Source organism: Enterococcus viikkiensis (assembly GCF_005405345.1).
Taxonomy (GTDB): Bacteria; Bacillota; Bacilli; order Lactobacillales; family Enterococcaceae; genus Enterococcus_A; species Enterococcus_A viikkiensis.
This window is the reverse complement of record NZ_BJDW01000005.1, coordinates 12,576-29,387: the sequence shown is the minus strand read 5'-3', so window position 1 is coordinate 29,387 and position 16,812 is coordinate 12,576. Positions and strand designations below refer to the sequence as shown.

General features: G+C 39.7%; 17 protein-coding genes and 3 tRNA genes. 14 read left to right on the top strand and 6 right to left on the bottom strand.

Annotation, left to right across the window (positions count from 1 at the left end; all coding sequences use genetic code 11):
* Nucleotides 1–72: transfer RNA gene (locus tag FFM67_RS04435), tRNA-Asn, on the top strand.
* A 107-nt stretch (nt 73–179) separates the two neighbouring features.
* On the top strand, nt 180–527 hold the full coding sequence (locus FFM67_RS04430; protein WP_137613411.1) for an iron-sulfur cluster biosynthesis family protein: 348 nt from the start codon (nt 180–182) through the stop codon (nt 525–527).
* Between the two features lie 510 nt (nt 528–1,037).
* Here FFM67_RS04430 and FFM67_RS04425 read toward each other — a convergent pair.
* Together FFM67_RS04425 and FFM67_RS04420 are read right to left on the bottom strand one after the other, a co-directional pair.
* Nucleotides 1,038–1,658: a flavin reductase family protein gene (locus FFM67_RS04425; protein ID WP_137613410.1), complete on the bottom strand. Its 621-nt coding sequence runs from the start codon at nt 1,656–1,658 to the stop codon at nt 1,038–1,040.
* A gap of 10 nt (nt 1,659–1,668) precedes the next feature.
* On the bottom strand, nt 1,669–2,643 hold the full coding sequence (locus tag FFM67_RS04420) for a ring-cleaving dioxygenase (RefSeq protein ID WP_137613409.1): 975 nt from the start codon (nt 2,641–2,643) through the stop codon (nt 1,669–1,671).
* Between the two features lie 122 nt (nt 2,644–2,765).
* Between FFM67_RS04420 and FFM67_RS04415 the strand changes: the two genes are divergently transcribed.
* Nucleotides 2,766–3,407: an HAD hydrolase-like protein gene (locus FFM67_RS04415; RefSeq protein WP_137613408.1), complete on the top strand. Its 642-nt coding sequence runs from the start codon at nt 2,766–2,768 to the stop codon at nt 3,405–3,407.
* A 138-nt stretch (nt 3,408–3,545) separates the two neighbouring features.
* On the opposite strand, the gene apf is transcribed toward FFM67_RS04415, so the two are convergent.
* Nucleotides 3,546–4,145, bottom strand: a complete 600-nt coding sequence (apf, locus tag FFM67_RS04410; RefSeq protein WP_137613407.1) for an aggregation-promoting factor — start codon at nt 4,143–4,145, stop codon at nt 3,546–3,548.
* A 734-nt stretch (nt 4,146–4,879) separates the two neighbouring features.
* Between apf and FFM67_RS04405 the strand changes: the two genes are divergently transcribed.
* From FFM67_RS04405 to pfkB, 4 genes are read left to right on the top strand one after another with little or no spacing between them, the layout of a single operon-like run.
* Nucleotides 4,880–5,611, top strand: a complete 732-nt coding sequence (locus FFM67_RS04405) for a GntR family transcriptional regulator (RefSeq protein ID WP_137613406.1) — start codon at nt 4,880–4,882, stop codon at nt 5,609–5,611.
* 12 nt (nt 5,612–5,623) lie between these two features.
* Complete coding sequence (locus tag FFM67_RS04400; protein ID WP_137613405.1) at nt 5,624–6,796, top strand: AgaS family sugar isomerase; 1,173 nt, start codon at nt 5,624–5,626, stop codon at nt 6,794–6,796.
* Between the two features lie 19 nt (nt 6,797–6,815).
* Nucleotides 6,816–7,823: a tagatose-bisphosphate aldolase gene (gene lacD, locus FFM67_RS04395; protein WP_137613404.1), complete on the top strand. Its 1,008-nt coding sequence runs from the start codon at nt 6,816–6,818 to the stop codon at nt 7,821–7,823.
* Nucleotides 7,824–7,833: 10 nt separating this feature from the next.
* Nucleotides 7,834–8,772 carry a 1-phosphofructokinase gene (gene pfkB / locus FFM67_RS04390; RefSeq protein WP_137613403.1) on the top strand — a complete coding sequence of 313 codons (939 nt, stop codon included), beginning with the start codon at nt 7,834–7,836 and terminating at the stop codon, nt 8,770–8,772.
* Between the two features lie 19 nt (nt 8,773–8,791).
* Here the strand turns inward: pfkB and FFM67_RS04385 are convergent, their stop codons facing one another.
* Nucleotides 8,792–9,502 carry a GntR family transcriptional regulator gene (locus tag FFM67_RS04385; RefSeq protein WP_137613402.1) on the bottom strand — a complete coding sequence of 237 codons (711 nt, stop codon included), beginning with the start codon at nt 9,500–9,502 and terminating at the stop codon, nt 8,792–8,794.
* Nucleotides 9,503–9,673: 171 nt separating this feature from the next.
* On the opposite strand from FFM67_RS04385, the gene FFM67_RS04380 reads away from it, so the two are divergent.
* From FFM67_RS04380 to FFM67_RS04360, 5 genes are read left to right on the top strand one after another with little or no spacing between them, the layout of a single operon-like run.
* Nucleotides 9,674–11,452 (top strand): glycoside hydrolase family 35 protein, encoded by a 1,779-nt coding sequence (locus FFM67_RS04380; RefSeq protein WP_137613401.1) that lies wholly within the window; start codon nt 9,674–9,676, stop codon nt 11,450–11,452.
* Nucleotides 11,453–11,454: 2 nt separating this feature from the next.
* A complete protein-coding gene (locus tag FFM67_RS04375; RefSeq protein ID WP_137613400.1) occupies nt 11,455–11,934 on the top strand; it encodes a PTS sugar transporter subunit IIB in 480 nt (159 codons plus the stop codon).
* A gap of 12 nt (nt 11,935–11,946) precedes the next feature.
* Nucleotides 11,947–12,843 carry a PTS mannose/fructose/sorbose/N-acetylgalactosamine transporter subunit IIC gene (locus FFM67_RS04370; RefSeq protein WP_137613399.1) on the top strand — a complete coding sequence of 299 codons (897 nt, stop codon included), beginning with the start codon at nt 11,947–11,949 and terminating at the stop codon, nt 12,841–12,843.
* Nucleotides 12,830–13,639 (top strand): PTS system mannose/fructose/sorbose family transporter subunit IID, encoded by an 810-nt coding sequence (locus FFM67_RS04365; protein ID WP_137613398.1) that lies wholly within the window; start codon nt 12,830–12,832, stop codon nt 13,637–13,639. Before FFM67_RS04370 ends, FFM67_RS04365 begins: the two co-directional genes overlap by 14 nt.
* Nucleotides 13,640–13,658: 19 nt before the next feature.
* Nucleotides 13,659–14,060, top strand: a complete 402-nt coding sequence (locus FFM67_RS04360) for a PTS sugar transporter subunit IIA (RefSeq protein ID WP_137613397.1) — start codon at nt 13,659–13,661, stop codon at nt 14,058–14,060.
* A 141-nt stretch (nt 14,061–14,201) separates the two neighbouring features.
* Here FFM67_RS04360 and FFM67_RS04355 read toward each other — a convergent pair.
* A tRNA-Thr gene (locus FFM67_RS04355) sits at nt 14,202–14,274 on the bottom strand.
* A gap of 98 nt (nt 14,275–14,372) precedes the next feature.
* On the bottom strand, nt 14,373–15,518 hold the full coding sequence (locus tag FFM67_RS04350; RefSeq protein WP_137613396.1) for a serine hydrolase domain-containing protein: 1,146 nt from the start codon (nt 15,516–15,518) through the stop codon (nt 14,373–14,375).
* A gap of 73 nt (nt 15,519–15,591) precedes the next feature.
* Between FFM67_RS04350 and FFM67_RS04345 the strand changes: the two genes are divergently transcribed.
* Both FFM67_RS04345 and FFM67_RS04340 read left to right on the top strand, forming a co-directional pair.
* Nucleotides 15,592–15,665 (top strand) — tRNA-Asn (locus tag FFM67_RS04345).
* Between the two features lie 167 nt (nt 15,666–15,832).
* A complete protein-coding gene (locus tag FFM67_RS04340) occupies nt 15,833–16,804 on the top strand; it encodes an acyltransferase family protein (RefSeq protein ID WP_137613395.1) in 972 nt (323 codons plus the stop codon).
* The last annotated feature ends 8 nt before the right edge of the window (nt 16,805–16,812 follow it).

Genomic DNA, 16,812 nt, shown 5'->3' with positions numbered 1-16,812 from the left:
CGGCATAGCTCAGTTGGTAGTAGCGCATGACTGTTAATCATGATGTCGTAGGTTCGAGTCCTACTGCCGGAGTTTCTAAGACAATCAAATGATTGTCTTTTTTTTGAAATCACATTTGAGCAAATGGTTATCCTTAATACATAAAAAAATGCTATGCTTGTTTTGAGGAGATGATAGAAATGTATTTAAAAGTAGCGAATGAGTTAGAAGATCGTCTTTCAAATTTCAAAAAGGAAGGTATAGTGGTTCTAGATTTAGATGATGGTGTGGGAAAGTATTCGAAGCTGGGTGTTTGTTCTTTAGATACAAGTTTTCGTTTGCTAGTCTTGTCGCATGATCAAGATCGTTCTGATTATACTTTAGATATCGATAGTAATGTGGGGGAAATTCCTATTAAAGAATATTCTAAAATTTATTTAGATGATCAAATGAATTTGGAGTATGATGATCGTTTAGCTTTGATTAAACTGAAAAGTCCGAGCGGTGTGATTGATGGCAATGTACCGATCATTGACTTACGTAAATAAAAATGAAAAGCTTTAGCTTCCTGTTATTTGGGAAGTTAAAGCTTTTTTTATATAGCCTACCGTATGCAAGGCTGAAAAGGTTTTTTAGTTCATTGTCTTTTGGATTGATGTTTCCCATTTGTTTGGACTCATTTTTTGAAGGAATCGCTTTTGCCTCCAGAGTGATTTAAATTCTTGATTTAGAGTGTGGTGGTATCGCTAGTTCTTTGATGATTTTTCCAGCTGTCTGGGTATGAGTTTTACTTTTTTTACCAATAGATTTAAAAAGATCACGGAATAACAACTCACTGATAGGCTAGCCTTCAATCGTTGCTTCTGAATCACGATTAGTAAGGTTGTTGTCTTTAAGGTTCGTAATTAAGGGAATGATCTTTACAGCATCAGAGATGATTTTGTAGCTACCATCGGATTCAATCCGATAGATGATTTAGTTTAATATCTTGAGCGGCGAATAGTTGATTCGGTTTGGTTAAAAAAGAAGCAGCAGACCTTCAATAAGTCTGCTGCTTCTTAATTTGGCCGCTTAATGTCAACTAAATCAGAAAGATGACTATAAGTATTGCCTGCTAAGCGTGCCAGGGGATTTAATTTTAATGCGTCAATATATTCTTTTTCCTGATCAAAGAGGCCTTCTGAAATATGATAATTTAAGACTTCTAAGATAAAAAGATCACTGATGATCTTCTCATCGTTTCCAGTAATTGGGACGTATTGATGCAATCGGACTTCGAAATAAATCGGCGCTGCTTTAATCGCAGGAACAGAGACGGCTTGGCTGTCTATTAAGGTCAAGTTTGTTCCTGTTAATTCACTTTCATTCGGTGGCAGTGAAGCGGCGGATTGGTTCATCTCATGCAGCAGTTCATCATTGACGATATGAATGACGCCTTCTCTTTGACGCAGCAGGTTGGCTGCCGTATCTTTCATTTCAGTACTTTTCCGATTGATTGAAAGACTAACTAGCGGGAGATCCTTCGCCACGACATTGAAATAGCTAAAAGGTGCGGCATTGACTACGCTCGTTTCTTCATTGCGAGTAGTAATCCAAGCAATCGGTCTAGGAATGATGCTGCCGGTCAAAAATTTGTAATTTTGTTTCGTCGTCAATTCATTTGCGGGAAAGAAAAGCATCATTTCCTCCTTATTGACGTTTATGGTTTGCATCTGAAGTATCAAAAGGTCGTACATATTCTTCGATTTCTTCACGTTTTGATTGTAGATGTGGTGGTAAGGATAAAATTTCACCAGCATGTTCATAGGTTTCGTCTTGCAAGAAACCAGGACCATCGGTTGCTAGTTCGAATAATACATTTGGCGCTGCTAAGAAGTATTCGGATTGGAAATAGAAACGATCAACGAAACCTGAGCTTGGGAATTCCAAGGCGTTGATTTTTTCAATCCAATCACGTAAAGCTTCATCATCAGCCACTCGTAAAGCTAAATGGTGGACATTGCCGTAGCCTTCTTGGGCTGGAATCATATCTGGTTGGTCATCAACGAGAATCGTTGCACCATTGCCGCCTTCGCCAACTTCAAATTGATGGAGGCTGCCTTCTTCAGCGGTCTCTTTAAAGCCTAATAGATTTTCTAAAACTAATTTTAGATGTTCAAATTTTGCGACCGTCACGATAGTTGGCCCTAAGCCGATAATTGCGTGTTCAGCAGGAACATTTGAATTCTTCCAAGGAGTTCCGCCAGCGACACCATGATTTTTTTCATCTGAGACTAATTGAAATAATTGGTCGTCATAATCATGAAATTCTAAGTATTTTTTACCGAAGCGTTCTTTGATCTCGCCATGTTCGATATTCAAGTCTGAGAAGCGCTTGGTCCAATAGTCTAAGGAAGCGTCTGTTGGGACCCGGAAGCCCGTTCGAGAGATGCTGTTGGTCCCTTTAGTTCCTTTAGGAATGTTTGGGAAATCAAAGAACGTCATATCCGTTCCGGGTGCACCGGCATCATCGGTAAAGTATAAATGATAGGTCTCGATATCGTCTTGGTTGACGGTTTTTTTGATCATACGTAAGCCTAAAATATCGGTAAAGAAACGATAATTTTTTTCGGCACTTGAAGTCATAGCAGTAACGTGGTGTAATCCGCGAATTTGTGTATCCATAATAATTCCTCCTAATTTCTTACTAAAAGTAAGTTTATCTGATTGTTCGCTTTTCAGCAAGAATTTTGCTTCTGTTGCTATTTATAGGTAGAATCAATAAAAGGATAACTAGGAGGAGAAACATGAAAAAAGTAGTATTGTTTGATCTGGATGGTACATTAACTGATTCCAGTGAAGGTATTTTGAAAAGCATTCGTTATATGCTGACGAAGATGATCCTGCCGATTCCTGATGAAGAGACACTTCACAGTTTTATTGGACCACCGTTACGGGAAACGTTGCATCATTTATATGAATTGACGGATCAAGAAGCCCGTCAAGCAGAAAGCTTCTATCGGGAATACTTTGCAGAGCATGGTATTCAGCAGTTATCTGTTTACGATGGAGTAGCAGAGATGCTGGGTAACCTGTCAAAAGAATATACATTAGCAGTGGCGACTTCAAAGCCAGAAGTATTTGCTCGCCAGATTATTGAAGGTATTGGCTTAACGAAATATTTTGTGGGTGTTTTTGGGGCCGACTTAATCGGTGAGCGTTCTAAGAAAGTTGACGTGATTGCTTATGCTTTGGATCAGTTGAAGACTTCTGCTGCTGTTATGATTGGGGATCGGAAATTTGATATTTTGGGTGCAAAAGCCAATCAGCTGAAAAGTATTGGCGTATTATATGGTTTTGGTAATAATGAAGAATTAGCTGAGGCCCAGCCAGAAAAAATAGTTAAAACAGTGGAAGAGCTGCCAGCAGCGGTGAGAGAAATATTGTGAATGTAACTGATGCTCTATAAAAAAGAGGTTGGTCTATCATAATGTAAAAAGATTCGACATTGAACGTCCTAACGCCTTAAAAATAAGTAAACAAAAAAGCTCTCAATCAATTTGAGAGCTTTTTTTATTGGCTTCGGCTTAGTACCAGCCGTTTGCTTGCCAGAATGCTTGAGCGCCTTCCCATGAACCGTAACGAGAAGAGACATATTGGTCAGCTACACGTTCTTGGTTAGCTGCTGAGTAATCACCATTTAAGTATGAAGAAGATAATTGGTAACGTCCGATGTATTGGCCGTTTGTTGCTGTGTAAGAACCGCTAGATTCGCGTTGTGCGATCCATTCTTTTGCAGAGTTCGTGCTTGCTGGAGTTGAAGCTTCAGCAGCAGGAGCAGCGGCTTGTTGTGTTTGTTGTACTGGAGCTGTTTCTTGGACAGGTGCTTGAGCTGCTACAGGAGCTGCTTGTTCTTGAACAGGAGCAACTGTGGTATTGCCTTTTGCATCTGTATCAATCGTTAAGTTTTGACCTTCAAAGATCATGTCAACGTTTGAAATGTTGTTTTCTTTCGCAATTGAATTCACTAAGCTGTTATCGCCAGTAAATTTCATTGAGATTTTTGATAACGTATCACCTGATTGAACAGTGTAGTTTTCTGCGGCGTGTGCATCGTTTGTTCCTAGTGCGAATACTGCACCGGCAGTAAGTAACGTCGTAAGTACAAGAGTTTTTCCAAATTTCATTATGTAAATTCCTCCAAAAAAGTTTTTGATGTAAATCAGTCATTTCGACTACGAGACATACTTTACCATCGTTTCTCCCTGCGTAGGTTATAAACCAGTAACAATACGTTACAGTGTAATGTATCAATGTAACAAAACTTAGTTGAAATCGCGCTTTTGAAATACTTAATCTCTTTTAAGAAGAAATTAAAAGAGTGGCCTGATAGGGATTTGCGCTCCTTATTGCGCCCCATTTTTTTGAAAGCGGTTCGCAAAAATGCAATCTTGCAATAGTGTTGTAAAGATTCAGAAAATTGGATCGAAGAAAAAACACAAAAAACAGCTGTAATTGATTAAGAAAAAGTAAACAGACCGCTATTGCTCCTCTTTTTTAAGAAAAGAATTACTGCTATATAAGGAAGAAAAAAATGAACGGCTGTAAACCAGTTGAGAATCTAATTAAGTGGATGCATTGGATAGGTAGCTATCTAGTGACAGGATTCAAAGCTTGACGACGATTCGATCAAGGTAAAAGAATTGGAACTGGTATTAGATTTTTGCTAGTGAAACCTTATTTTTTTGCTATGTAGGATTGAACCGAGGCACTGCATAGTTCCTTTTTTTTAATTAATCTTTGATATGCCAATGTTTATTATTGATTCATAATTTTAATTTTTATTATTGTTGACAAATCGGGAAAGACCACCTTAGTATTGGTCTATGGTTATAACCAGTTGCGAAAGTAGGAGAATCCCATGGAAAATTCTTTTAAAAGCAAAGCTTTGTATTATCAGTTGGTTGATTTGTTGCAAGAACGGATCGAAAAACAAATGATCCCACACGACAAGCTACCCTCTGAACGTGAGCTGACTGCCCAATATGGAGTGAGTAGGACGACGGTCCGCTTGGCTCTGCAAGAATTAGAAAGTAGCGGCTACATTTATCGGCGGCATGGCAAAGGAACCTTTGTCTCTGATATCCAGAAAAAAGCGGCGGATATTGCGGGGGCCTATAGTTTCACCGAACAGATGAAAAGTTTGGGAAGACACCCTGATACACGCATTTTGTCCTTTGAACAAATCGAGGCCGACAAGTTTATCGCACAATATTTGAACCTGTCATTAGGGGAAGCCATTTATAAGTTAAGCCGGTTGCGTTCAGCGGATCGCGAACCATTGATGATTGAAGATACCTATTTACCGGTCAAGTTGTTTATGACTTTAGATGACAAATTATTGCGGAGTAAACCATTGTATGATCTTTTTTCTGAAGATTTCAATCAAACCGTCCGTTTAGCGGATGAAGAATTATACGCAAGTATCGCTTCAAAAGAAGATGCTAAACAACTGATGATCAATGAAGGGGCACCCGTTCTGCACCTTGCTCGACAAACCTACAATATGAAAAATGAAATTATTGAATTTACATTAAGTGTTGCCAGAGCGGATCAGTTTCATTACCAGATTCGCCATATTCGAAATAGTTAGGAGAGTTGCCACATGTTTACCCTTGAAAAAGAAACACTGGAAAAAATGGGCGCTGAGATTACGACCCGTGAAATTCGTCAACAACCTGAGCTTTGGGAAGAAACGATTACGCTCTTTCAACAGGCATCGAAGGAACTAGACGTTTTCTTAGCAGAAGTTAAAAAGCAAGCAAATGATCAACGAACCCGCGTAATCTTTACTGGCGCAGGTACCTCACAATATGTTGGAGACACGGTCGTTCCTTATTTACGCAAACATGGAGCATTGAAAGATTTTAGCTTTGAAAGTATTGGTACGACGGATATCGTGGCCGCACCAGAAGAATACTTAATTAAAGAGGAACCAACATTACTAGTTTCCTTTGCCCGCAGTGGGAACAGCCCGGAAAGTTTAGCAGCAGTTGCGATTGCTGATCAAGTTGTGGATACGATTCATCACTTGGCCATCACTTGTGCGGAAGAAGGAAAATTGGCGCAAACTACGCAAGAAGCAGAAAATGGCTTCCTATTATTAATGCCGAAACGTTCCAATGATGATGGCTTTGCTATGACCGGCAGTTTTTCTTGCATGACTTTAGGAACATTATTAACGTTTGACCAAACAGCGATTGAGGAAAAACAAGACTATGTCCACGCTCTAAGCAGCTTAGGGAAAGAAGTGATTGCTAGAGAAACAGAACTTCAAAAAATCGTAGAACTTGATTTTGAACGAATCGTCTATGTTGGATCAGGCAGTTTAGCGGGATTAACGAGAGAAGCACAGTTGAAACTCTTAGAACTAACTGCTGGAAAAATTGCGACTGTGTTTGATTCATCAATGGGCTTCCGTCATGGGCCAAAATCATTCATTAATGAAAAAACGGTGATGTTCGGTTTTGTGAACAATGATGTCTATACCCGCGATTATGACTTGGATGTCTTAGAAGAAGTTCGTGGAGATGAAATCGCTTCCGGTGTGTTTGCGATTACGCAACCTGGAGAAAGAAACTTTTCTGGCGATAAATTCGAGTTTGAAACTGAAACCACGTTATTACCGGATGGTTATTTAGCTTTGGCCTATATTATGGTGGCACAAACGGTTGCACTGTTAACTTCAGTCAAAGTTGCGAACAAACCAGATACACCGTCACCAACTGGAACGGTCAATCGCGTCGTAAAAGGCGTAATCATTCATGAATACAAGTAGTCAATTGGGAGGAAGAACCATGCATACAATTACACCAGGTAAAAAAGTAGCGATGGACCGCTTATCTACTAAGGATGGGATCATCAGTGCGCTAGCCATTGATCAACGAGGTGCGTTGAAAAAAATGATTCATGCGCTGGGAACAGAACCAACGGCTGAACACATCGAAGGCTTCAAAAAATTAGTTTCTAGCGAATTAACACCTTATGCGTCATCTATTTTATTGGATCCTGAATATGGATTGCCAGCCGCAAAAGCACGTCATGAGGATGCGGGCTTACTTTTAGCCTATGAAAAAACAGGATACGATGCGACAACGCCTGGACGTTTGCCAGATTTGTTGGCGGATTGGTCTGTGTTACGTTTGAAGGAACAAGGCGCGGATGCCATTAAATTCCTGCTTTACTACGATGTAGATGAAGATCCAGAAATCAATCATCAAAAACATGTTTTCACTGAACGATTAGGTAGCGAATGTGCGGAGGAAGATCTGCCGTTTTACTTAGAATTAGTTTCTTATGATGCCCAAATCGCGGATGCTAGCTCCTTGGAATATGCCAAAGTTAAACCTCATAAAGTTAATGAAATGATGAAGGAATTTTCAAAACCGCAATACAAAGTGGACGTTTTGAAGGTGGAAGTTCCAGTTAATATGAATTTTGTCGAGGGCTTTGGGACAGAAGAAATTGCCTACACAAAAGAAGAAGCTGCAAAGTATTTCTTAGAACAAAGTCAAGCCACTGAGTTGCCTTTCATCTTCTTGAGTGCTGGCGTCTCTACGCAACTATTCCAAGAAACATTAGTGTTCGCCAATGAATCCGGTTCAACTTTTAACGGAGTCTTATGCGGCCGCGCAACGTGGAAAAATGGCGTAAAACCTTTCGTGGAGGCTGGGGAAGCAGCAGCAAGAGAATGGCTTAAAACAGAAGGTCGCGAAAATATCGAAAGCTTAAACAAAGTAGTCGATAAAACTGCCAGCTCTTGGTATAAGAAGGTTCAAGTAGCAGAAACAGCGATGACCAAGTAGGAGTGAGAGTATGATAGTAACAGTGACGATGAATCCGTCAATTGATATCTCTTATCCTTTAGATACGTTAATGCTAGACACCGTCAATCGAACGGATCGGGTGACGAAAACCGCTGGCGGAAAAGGCTTGAATGTGACCCGAGTGATCCATGATCTCGGGGGCGATGTATTAGCCACCGGCGTACTTGGCGGTTTTCATGGCGCCTTTATCGCAGAACAATTAAGACAGGCGGGCATCAAACAAGAATTTACAGCAATCAAAGAAGAGACCAGGGATTCGATCGCGATTTTACACGAAGGGAATCAGACGGAGATTCTAGAAGCTGGCCCGACTGTTTCAGAGGAAGAGGTAACGCTCTTTTTGGAAAAATTTCGAGAGTTGATCCAAAAAGCTGCAGTTGTTACCCTTTCAGGTAGTCTTGCTAAGGGCTTCCCAAGCAATTTTTACCAACAGCTGATCGAGATAGCAAAAACGCAAAATGCCAAAGTGCTCCTTGACACTTCCGGTGAAAGTTTGAAGCAAGTCTTAAAAGGAAAAGCTAAACCCTATTTAATCAAACCTAATTTGGAAGAATTAGAAGGATTATTAGGAAAGACCTTCTCCTTACAAGATCTATCAGCGATCAAGGACGCGCTCCTTGAGCCGATCTTCTCAGGAATTGAGTGGATCGTGGTGTCGTTAGGAAAAGCAGGGGCGTTAGCGAAGCATCAAGAGAGCTTTTATCGAATCGAGATACCTACAATCGAGGTAGTTAATCCTGTCGGTTCCGGTGATGCGACGATTGCTGGCTTTGCGTACGCCTTAGCTGAAGGTCTGAAAACGGAAGAACAATTGAAACTGTGTATGGCAACAGGAATGGCAAATGCACAAGAACGTAGAACTGGACATGTGGATCCGGCAAAGGTACAGACACATTTCGCAAAAATTGCCGTAAAAAAGATCGAGTAAGCACTCGATCTTCTCCTAATTAAGTATTTTTTGAAACTAATTCGATCTTATAAAAGTTCCATTTTTTGTAAGTTTCAACGTATTCCAACACTTGCTGTGTATCTTTTCGTTTAGTCATACGAATTTGTAAGACCGTTGGCTCAGCGGTAGAAATTTGTAATTTTTCTGCCTCAGCTGCCGGCGTAGGAAATTTGATTTCATTTGTTTCTGTGAAGTCTTCTTCATTCATATGGATATTATAATCCAATTTGAAGCGTTGATAGATGGAATTATAATAGCTTAAGTCAGGATAATTTGAATTTACGTATTGTTCAGGCAAATAGGTCCGATGGTAAATATATGGAATCTTTTCCGTTGTCCGTAGTCGTTCGATGCAGTAATAAAAGGCAGTATCCGAAAGCTCTAGTTTACTTAAAATAATTGGGTCATTGCCTCTTATAATTGATAAGACTTCCACTTGATCATGGCTGATGGGAAATAATTCGATATCCGAAAATTCAACGAGTTTTCCTTTGCGTGCCCGCGAGACAAAAGAGCCACGGCCTTGATGACGAACTAAAAATCCGGCTTTGACTAAATCGTTTAATGCACGGATAACTGTGATTGAACTAACGTTAAACATCTCTGTCAATTCGGCTTCGGTATAAAATTTATCGCCATTTTCAAATTTGCCAGAAATGATTTGCTGTTTTAATTCATCCTTAATGATTTGATATTTTGGGATTGCCATAGTATTCCTCCCGTTAATGGATAGAGACTAAAATTTTCATTAGAATCTTTTGAGTACCCGCTACTCTTTAATTCTAACATATTGTGTGGGAATAGAAACAGTTGACATTCGATTCGAGATAATTTAATATATTAATATATTAAAAACGTTTTCATTGGAAGGGGCGAGCTTTTGAATACATTTGAAATAAAAGAGGATTTTCTACTGAATGGAGAGCCCTTTAAGATTATGTCAGGAGCGATTCACTATTTTCGAGTGGATCCAAGCGATTGGTATCACTCACTTTACAATTTAAAGGCTTTGGGCTTTAACACGGTTGAAACTTATGTACCGTGGAATTTACACGAGCCACAAAAAGGTGAATTTCATTTTGAAGGGATATTAGATTTAGAACGATTTCTGTCGATTGCCCAAGAGCTAGGATTATATGCAATCGTTCGACCTTCCCCTTACATTTGTGCCGAATGGGAATTTGGCGGGTTTCCGGCTTGGCTGCTAAATGAGTCACAGCGTCTTCGCTCGAATGAAACCGCTTATTTGAATCATGTGGCGGATTACTATGATGTGTTGATGAAGAAAATTGTTCCTCATCAACTATCTAATGGTGGCAATATTTTAATGATTCAAATTGAGAATGAGTACGGTTCTTATGGGGAAGACAAAGATTATCTACGTTCGATTCGTGATCTGATGTTAGAAAGAGGAATCACCGCGCCTTTCTTCACCTCGGACGGTCCTTGGAGAGCCACTTTGAGAGCTGGCAGTATGATCGATGAAGATATTCTAGTGACTGGCAATTTCGGTTCTAAGGCGAAGGAAAACTTTGAGTCTATGCAAAATTTCTTTGATGAACACGACAAAAAGTGGCCCTTGATGTGTATGGAATTTTGGGACGGCTGGTTCAACCGTTGGAAAGAACCCATCATTCAGCGGGACCCACAAGAATTAGCTGAAGCAGTGAGTGAAGTTTTAGCTCGTGGCAGTATTAATTTGTATATGTTTCATGGGGGGACCAATTTTGGCTTCATGAATGGCAGCTCGGCTCGTGGTGTGATTGATTTACCACAGATTACGTCTTATGACTACGGAGCACCACTGAATGAGCAAGGAAATCCGACAGAGAAATATTTTGCGATTCAAAAGATGATCCACACAAAATATCCTGAGATTCAACAAATGGAACCGTTGATCAAGCAAAACATCGAAAAGAAAAATATTCCATTAAGCAACCAAGTCAGTTTATTCGCAACATTGGAATCGATTAGTCAGCCGATTCGATCAAAAAATACGCAAGCGATGGAAGTATTAGGCCAAAATACGGGCTATTTACTTTATCGCACGACGATCGAAAAAGACGCGGAAGAAGAACGTTTGCGGGTGATTGACGGGCGAGATCGCAGTCAATTATTTGTGAATCAGGAATTAAAAGCGACGCAATACCAAACAGAAATTGGCGAAGATATTAAGGTTCCAATGACTCAAGCTGAAAATCAACTAGATATCTTAATTGAAAACATGGGTCGAGTGAATTACGGTCATAAATTATTTGCGGATACCCAAAGAAAAGGTATTCGGACTGGGGTCATGGCAGACTTACATTTTATTAACAATTGGGAGCAGTATTGTTTGCCTCTCGATACAGTTGAAGGTGTTGACTTTTCAAAAGAATGGCAAGAAAATCAGCCAAGCTTTTATCGTTATGAAGTTACGTTAGAAGAACTGGGGGATTGTTTTATTGATTTATCAAAATTTGGGAAAGGTGTCGTTTTTGTTAACCAGACCAATATTGGTCGTTTTTGGGAAGTCGGTCCAACGTTGTCACTTTATATCCCAAAAGGTTTATTGACCGTTGGCGTAAACGAGATCGTGATCTTCGAGACAGAAGGAACGTACCAGCCTGAAATTAGTTTATTAAAAGAACCACTATATAAAGAAATGAAAGAGGGATAAACATGAGCATTATCGGAGTAAGAATTGACGGACGTTTGATCCACGGACAAGTAGCTAATCTGTGGACCACAAAACTAAATATTTCTCGTATCATGGTTGTTGATGACGAGGTGGCTCAAAGCGATATCGAAAAAAGCGGCTTAAAGTTAGCCACGCCAGCTGGTGTAAAACTAAGCGTTTTGCCAATTGAAAAAGCGGCGAATAATATTTTGGCTGGAAAATACGATTCACAACGGTTATTGATCGTCGTTCGTAGACCAGATCGTTTATTAAAGTTAGTAGAATTAGGGGTACCAATCGAAGAAATCAACGTTGGTAATATGTCTCAAACAGAAGAAACAAGATCAATTACAAAATCAATCAATGTTGTTGATCAAGACGTCGAAGTCTTCAAGGAGTTGAATAATAAAGGGGTACATCTAATTGCACAAATGGTTCCAAGTGATAAAGCGGAAGACTTTATGAGTCTTTTAGCAAAATAGGGGGATAAACAAATGGATATCTTATGGTGGCAGATCTTATTATTAACATTATATGCAGGGTATCAAATTTTAGATGAGTTACAGATTTATTCTTCATTAAGTGCACCCGTTTTTGCCGGATTATTTGCCGGGATCGTCATGGGTGACTTGAAAGCCGGACTTATTATTGGTGGTAGTATGCAGTTGACAGTATTAGGTGTTGGGACATTTGGTGGCGCGTCAAAAATTGACGCCAACTCAGGAACAATTTTAGCGACAGCCTTTTCCGTTGCACTAGGGATGAATCCTGAACAAGCAATCGCAGCAATCGCGGTACCAGTTGCCAGCTTGATGATTCAATTAGATATTTTAGCTCGTTTTGCTAATACGTATTTCGCACATCGAATCGATAAATTAGTCGAAGATATGAATTACAAAGGGATCGAACGTAATTTCTTAATGGGTGCCCTTCCTTGGTCATTGTCTCGGATGACACCAGTCTTTCTAGCCTTAGCCTTTGGTGGTGGCTTAGTTGAAAAAGTCGTAGCTGTCTTGAATGGGGATCTAAAATGGTTAGGTGATGGCTTGTCTGTCGCAGGGGCTGTTTTACCAGCTGTCGGGTTTGCAATTTTATTACGTTACTTGCCAGTCAAGAAACACTTCCCATATTTGATTCTAGGCTTCACATTAACAGCCTTGTTAGGAACAGTCTTTACGAATATGCAAGTATTAGGTACAGGAGTAGCTGGAGTCGTGAAACATTTTGACGGTATCTTCAATTCATTGCCAATGTTGGCAGTTGCCTTGATTGGATTTGCATTAGCAGCAATCAGTTATAAGAATGGTCAAATGATTCCAAATGCGCCAGCACCAAAACAGGCGGATGATTCCAATGATTCAGAAGGAGAGATCGAAGATGACGAAATCTAATTATAAGTTGACGAAAGAAGACTTTAAACAAATTAATCGTAGAAGTTTGTTTACTTTCCAATTAGGCTGGAACTATGAACGGATGCAAGGTTCTGGTTATCTGTATACCATTTTGCCGCAATTAAGAAAAATTTATGGTGATGATACCCCTGAATTAAAAGAAGTAATGAAAACCCATACCCAATTCTTTAATACATCAAACTTCTTCAATACGATCATTACTGGGATTGACCTAGCCATTGAAGAAAAAGAAGGAATCGGTGGAAAACAAACGGTTTCTGGGTTAAAAGCCGGGTTGATGGGTCCCTTCGCTGCAATTGGCGACTCAATTTTTGCCGCGTTGATTCCGACGATTTTTGGAGCTTTAGCTGCCAATATGGCGATCAATGGAAACCCAACTGGTATCTTTATTTGGATCGTTGCTCAAATTGCTGTCATGATTTTCCGTTGGAAACAGCTGGAATTTGCTTATCGCGAAGGAATTTCTTTAGTAACGACGATGCAACACCGTTTAACTGCTTTGACTGACGCTGCTACTTTGCTTGGGGTCTTCATGGTTGGTGCTTTAGTCGCAACGATGATCAACGTAAAATTCTCATGGGCACCAAGTATTGGGGATGTTACCTTGAATATGCAAAACAACTTAGATATGATCTTGCCTCGCTTATTACCAGCCGGTATTGTTGGTGCAGTTTATTGGATGTTAGGTAAAAAGAACATGACATCAACAAAAGCGATCTTCATCGTATTGGTTGTCTGTGTCGCATTATCAGCACTAGGTGTAATCTCTAAATAATTCAGACGGAGGAAGTTAGATGAGTAAGTCATTAGTTTTAGTTAGTCATGGTCTCTTTTGTGAAGAATTGAAAAAGAGTACCGAAATGATTATGGGACCACAGGAAAATATCCATACGGTTGGGTTACTTCCCTCTGAATCAGCTGAGGATTTTCGGGCAAAATTTGAAGCAACGATTGAACAGCTAGAAGATTTTGTTGTACTGGCAGATTTAATGGGAGGGACTCCTTGCAATGTGGTTTCTCGATTGATTTTAGAAGGACAAGATATCGAACTTTATGCAGGGATGAATATGCCAATGGTAATTGATTTTATCAATAGCCAATTGATTGGTACGGAATTAGCCTTAGTGGAATCTGCGCAAAGCAATATTTGTCACGTCAACGAACGGATCACTAATGTAGACGATGAAGATGAATAACGAATAATCAAAAAAGGGTCAGAAATTTTTCTGGCTCTTTTTTTTGACATTATTCGGTAATTAAAATTAGTTACTTTAAAGATAAAAAAAGAACAATCGGTACCACTGCATTTACAGCGTTGCCGATTGTTCTTTTTTTTAAGCCACCTGTCGGGCTTGAACCGACGACCTCTTCCTTACCATGGAAACGCTCTACCAGCTGAGCTAAGGCGGCATAGTTATTTAATACAAGATATAGAATAACTAAGTAGCGGCTATTTGTCAACTATTGAGAAGGAAAAAAACGAATGAATGAGGATTAAACCAAGTCGCTTATAAAGCAGCGGCGACTTGGTAATAAAGTTGTTGAACGAACGCATTGAAACCGTTCTTTTGAGTCCAAACATTGGATAATAAGATGATTCCGGTTTGTCCATCCTTAGAAAAATCAGCGACAGCTTCAAACCGTGCTTTGACCCCACGACTGTGCATATTATCTTTCATTGTATAAATCCCACCGGCATATTTTTCGCCAGGATACGTTTTCCAGAGTTCTGCACGGTTTTGTGTAGTTAAGAAATGATCATTGAAAAATGCTTGATAATAGTGATACAAATCTTCAGCAGACATAAAAACATTTCCGGTTCCCAATTCATCCGCGTAGGAACTGGCAGTTGTATCACTGTAAAGAGGTCCTAGAGGCGAGACGGAATAGGAAAGAGCCTGTTTCTTATTTTCTTTAGCATAAAAGCTAGTTTCTGTCAGCTTCATTGGCTTGATAATTCTTTTTTCAAAGAGTGCTTGATAATTGGTTTGATAAACTTGCTCTAGGATACCGGCTAACAAGACGTAATTAACGGGTTGGTAAGAGTAGCTGGCGTTTTTAGCGACTGTTGTCTGCTTGACTGTTTCAGCTAAAATTTCTTTTGGATCCGTGGTATTCAGCGCAGTAATCTTCTTGTCATCGATCCGTAAACCAGAACTCATATTTAACATATCTTTAATTGAGATGGTTGTACTGTTAGGAATTTGTGGATAGAAATCACTAAGTTTTTTGTCTAAAAATAATTTGTCAGCTTTGACTGCTTGCATGATCAAGTAGGCGGTTTGGCCTTTTTGGACGGAACCGATGCAATATTGTGTCGAAACCGTATTGTAGATTTTTTTGGCTTGATTCTGCCAGCCGTAAGCTTTGTTCAAACTAATTTTTCCATGCTGGAAGACTAGAACAGTCCCACTAAAATTTTTCTTCATTAGTTCTTGCTCGATGGTAGCCGAGACGGTATTTTTTGGTTCAATTGTCTGTTTATCCGTAGATCCTGCAACTTTTAAAGGAGAAGTGACCTTTGTTTCAATTTTTTTTGGGTGGTTATACTTCAGGTAAAGTCCGCCGATACCGATTAATAAAAGCAGTAAACCGAACAGTAGGGGTAGTTTCCAGCTTGCTGTATATTTTTTTCGATGCATTCCTTTTGACATAAAAATCCTCCTGACAAAGCATTAATTATGATTGCGTGTTTCAGTTAATCTTGTTATCATTATGGAGTATTCTTCCGGCATAGCTCAGTTGGTAGTAGCGCATGACTGTTAATCATGATGTCGTAGGTTCGAGTCCTACTGCCGGAGTTTGTAGAGATGATCATCGGATCATCTCTATTTTTTACACCTAATTCATGAAGATTATGTGAAGAAAAAGGCGAGATATGAAGGAAAGCATGATCTTTTTTTAAGCTTGGTCATTCTCTTTGAAGCATAAAAAAATCCTCGATATACTATTGCTGAGGAGGGATACGATGGAAAAACGCGATGCCTATTTTGACAACGCCAAACTTTTCTTGATGATCTTAGTCGTGTTCGGTCATTTCTTACAACCCTTTATCAATGACCATGCTTTTTATAATGATCTTTACTACTTTATTTTTACCTTTCATATGCCGGCGTTTATTCTAATCTCTGGCTATTTTGCTAAGAGTGGGCCGAAACCAATTAGTAAATTGGCGAAGAAATTATTACTGCCTTATGTCTTTTTCCAACTTGTTTATTCGGGTTATTACACGGTGATTGGCTTGCAAGACGCCTTCAAGTTGGAACTTGGAACGCCACAATGGTCTTTATGGTTTTTACTGAGTCTCTTTTGCTGGAATCTGTTGTTGCATCTGACTCGCCGTTTTTCAGTCAAGCAGGTACTAATTGGCAGTGTGATTGTCGCGATCTTGGTGGGCTACTTTCCGATTTTTGATCACTTTTTAGCGGTACAACGGACACTGACCTTTTTCCCATACTTTATGGTAGGCTATTGGCTACCGAAAACTTCTATCGAGAAGCTGAAGAAGTATCCGAAGAAATGGCTGTCACTCGTCCTGTTTGGCGGTTTGTTCCTTTTCATTCAAGGCAATGATTTGATGAATAAATATTGGGTCTTTGGTTCGAAACCGTATCAAGATTATTTGAATCAGCCGTTATTAGGCGGCCCTCAGCGTTTGCTTTTTTTCGTGGTAGGGATAATCGGAATCACCGCTTTCTTGCTCTTGATACCAAAACGGCAGTATTTCTTTTCTCATTGGGGAAAAAATACATTGACTGTGTATCTACTCCACGGATTTTTAGTCAAAGGTCTGCGAGCCTTAGACGTTGACTTTGAGATCAATACAATGGAAGTAGTGCTTCTATTTGCTGCTAGCACATTACTGACCGCTTTGCTTTCAAGTAAACGCTTGGGAAGTTGGGTCGCCAAAGGCAAACAAGTGTTGCAGCCTAGTATGTAAACTAATTG

What these genes read in the sequence shown, in the direction of transcription:
- apf (WP_137613407.1), bottom strand. Translation starts at nt 4,145, where the DNA reads ATGAAATTTGGAAAAACTCTTGTACTTACGACGTTACTTACTGCCGGT.
- FFM67_RS04425 (WP_137613410.1), bottom strand. Translation starts at nt 1,658, where the DNA reads ATGCTTTTCTTTCCCGCAAATGAATTGACGACGAAACAAAATTACAAA.
- FFM67_RS04405 (WP_137613406.1), top strand. Translation starts at nt 4,880, where the DNA reads ATGGAAAATTCTTTTAAAAGCAAAGCTTTGTATTATCAGTTGGTTGAT.
- lacD (WP_137613404.1), top strand. Translation starts at nt 6,816, where the DNA reads ATGCATACAATTACACCAGGTAAAAAAGTAGCGATGGACCGCTTATCT.
- FFM67_RS04430 (WP_137613411.1), top strand. Translation starts at nt 180, where the DNA reads ATGTATTTAAAAGTAGCGAATGAGTTAGAAGATCGTCTTTCAAATTTC.
- FFM67_RS04385 (WP_137613402.1), bottom strand. Translation starts at nt 9,502, where the DNA reads ATGGCAATCCCAAAATATCAAATCATTAAGGATGAATTAAAACAGCAA.
- FFM67_RS04365 (WP_137613398.1), top strand. Translation starts at nt 12,830, where the DNA reads ATGACGAAATCTAATTATAAGTTGACGAAAGAAGACTTTAAACAAATT.
- FFM67_RS04350 (WP_137613396.1), bottom strand. Translation starts at nt 15,518, where the DNA reads ATGTCAAAAGGAATGCATCGAAAAAAATATACAGCAAGCTGGAAACTA.
- FFM67_RS04400 (WP_137613405.1), top strand. Translation starts at nt 5,624, where the DNA reads ATGTTTACCCTTGAAAAAGAAACACTGGAAAAAATGGGCGCTGAGATT.
- FFM67_RS04360 (WP_137613397.1), top strand. Translation starts at nt 13,659, where the DNA reads ATGAGTAAGTCATTAGTTTTAGTTAGTCATGGTCTCTTTTGTGAAGAA.
- FFM67_RS04420 (WP_137613409.1), bottom strand. Translation starts at nt 2,643, where the DNA reads ATGGATACACAAATTCGCGGATTACACCACGTTACTGCTATGACTTCA.
- FFM67_RS04340 (WP_137613395.1), top strand. Translation starts at nt 15,833, where the DNA reads ATGGAAAAACGCGATGCCTATTTTGACAACGCCAAACTTTTCTTGATG.
- FFM67_RS04370 (WP_137613399.1), top strand. Translation starts at nt 11,947, where the DNA reads ATGGATATCTTATGGTGGCAGATCTTATTATTAACATTATATGCAGGG.
- FFM67_RS04375 (WP_137613400.1), top strand. Translation starts at nt 11,455, where the DNA reads ATGAGCATTATCGGAGTAAGAATTGACGGACGTTTGATCCACGGACAA.
- FFM67_RS04415 (WP_137613408.1), top strand. Translation starts at nt 2,766, where the DNA reads ATGAAAAAAGTAGTATTGTTTGATCTGGATGGTACATTAACTGATTCC.
- pfkB (WP_137613403.1), top strand. Translation starts at nt 7,834, where the DNA reads ATGATAGTAACAGTGACGATGAATCCGTCAATTGATATCTCTTATCCT.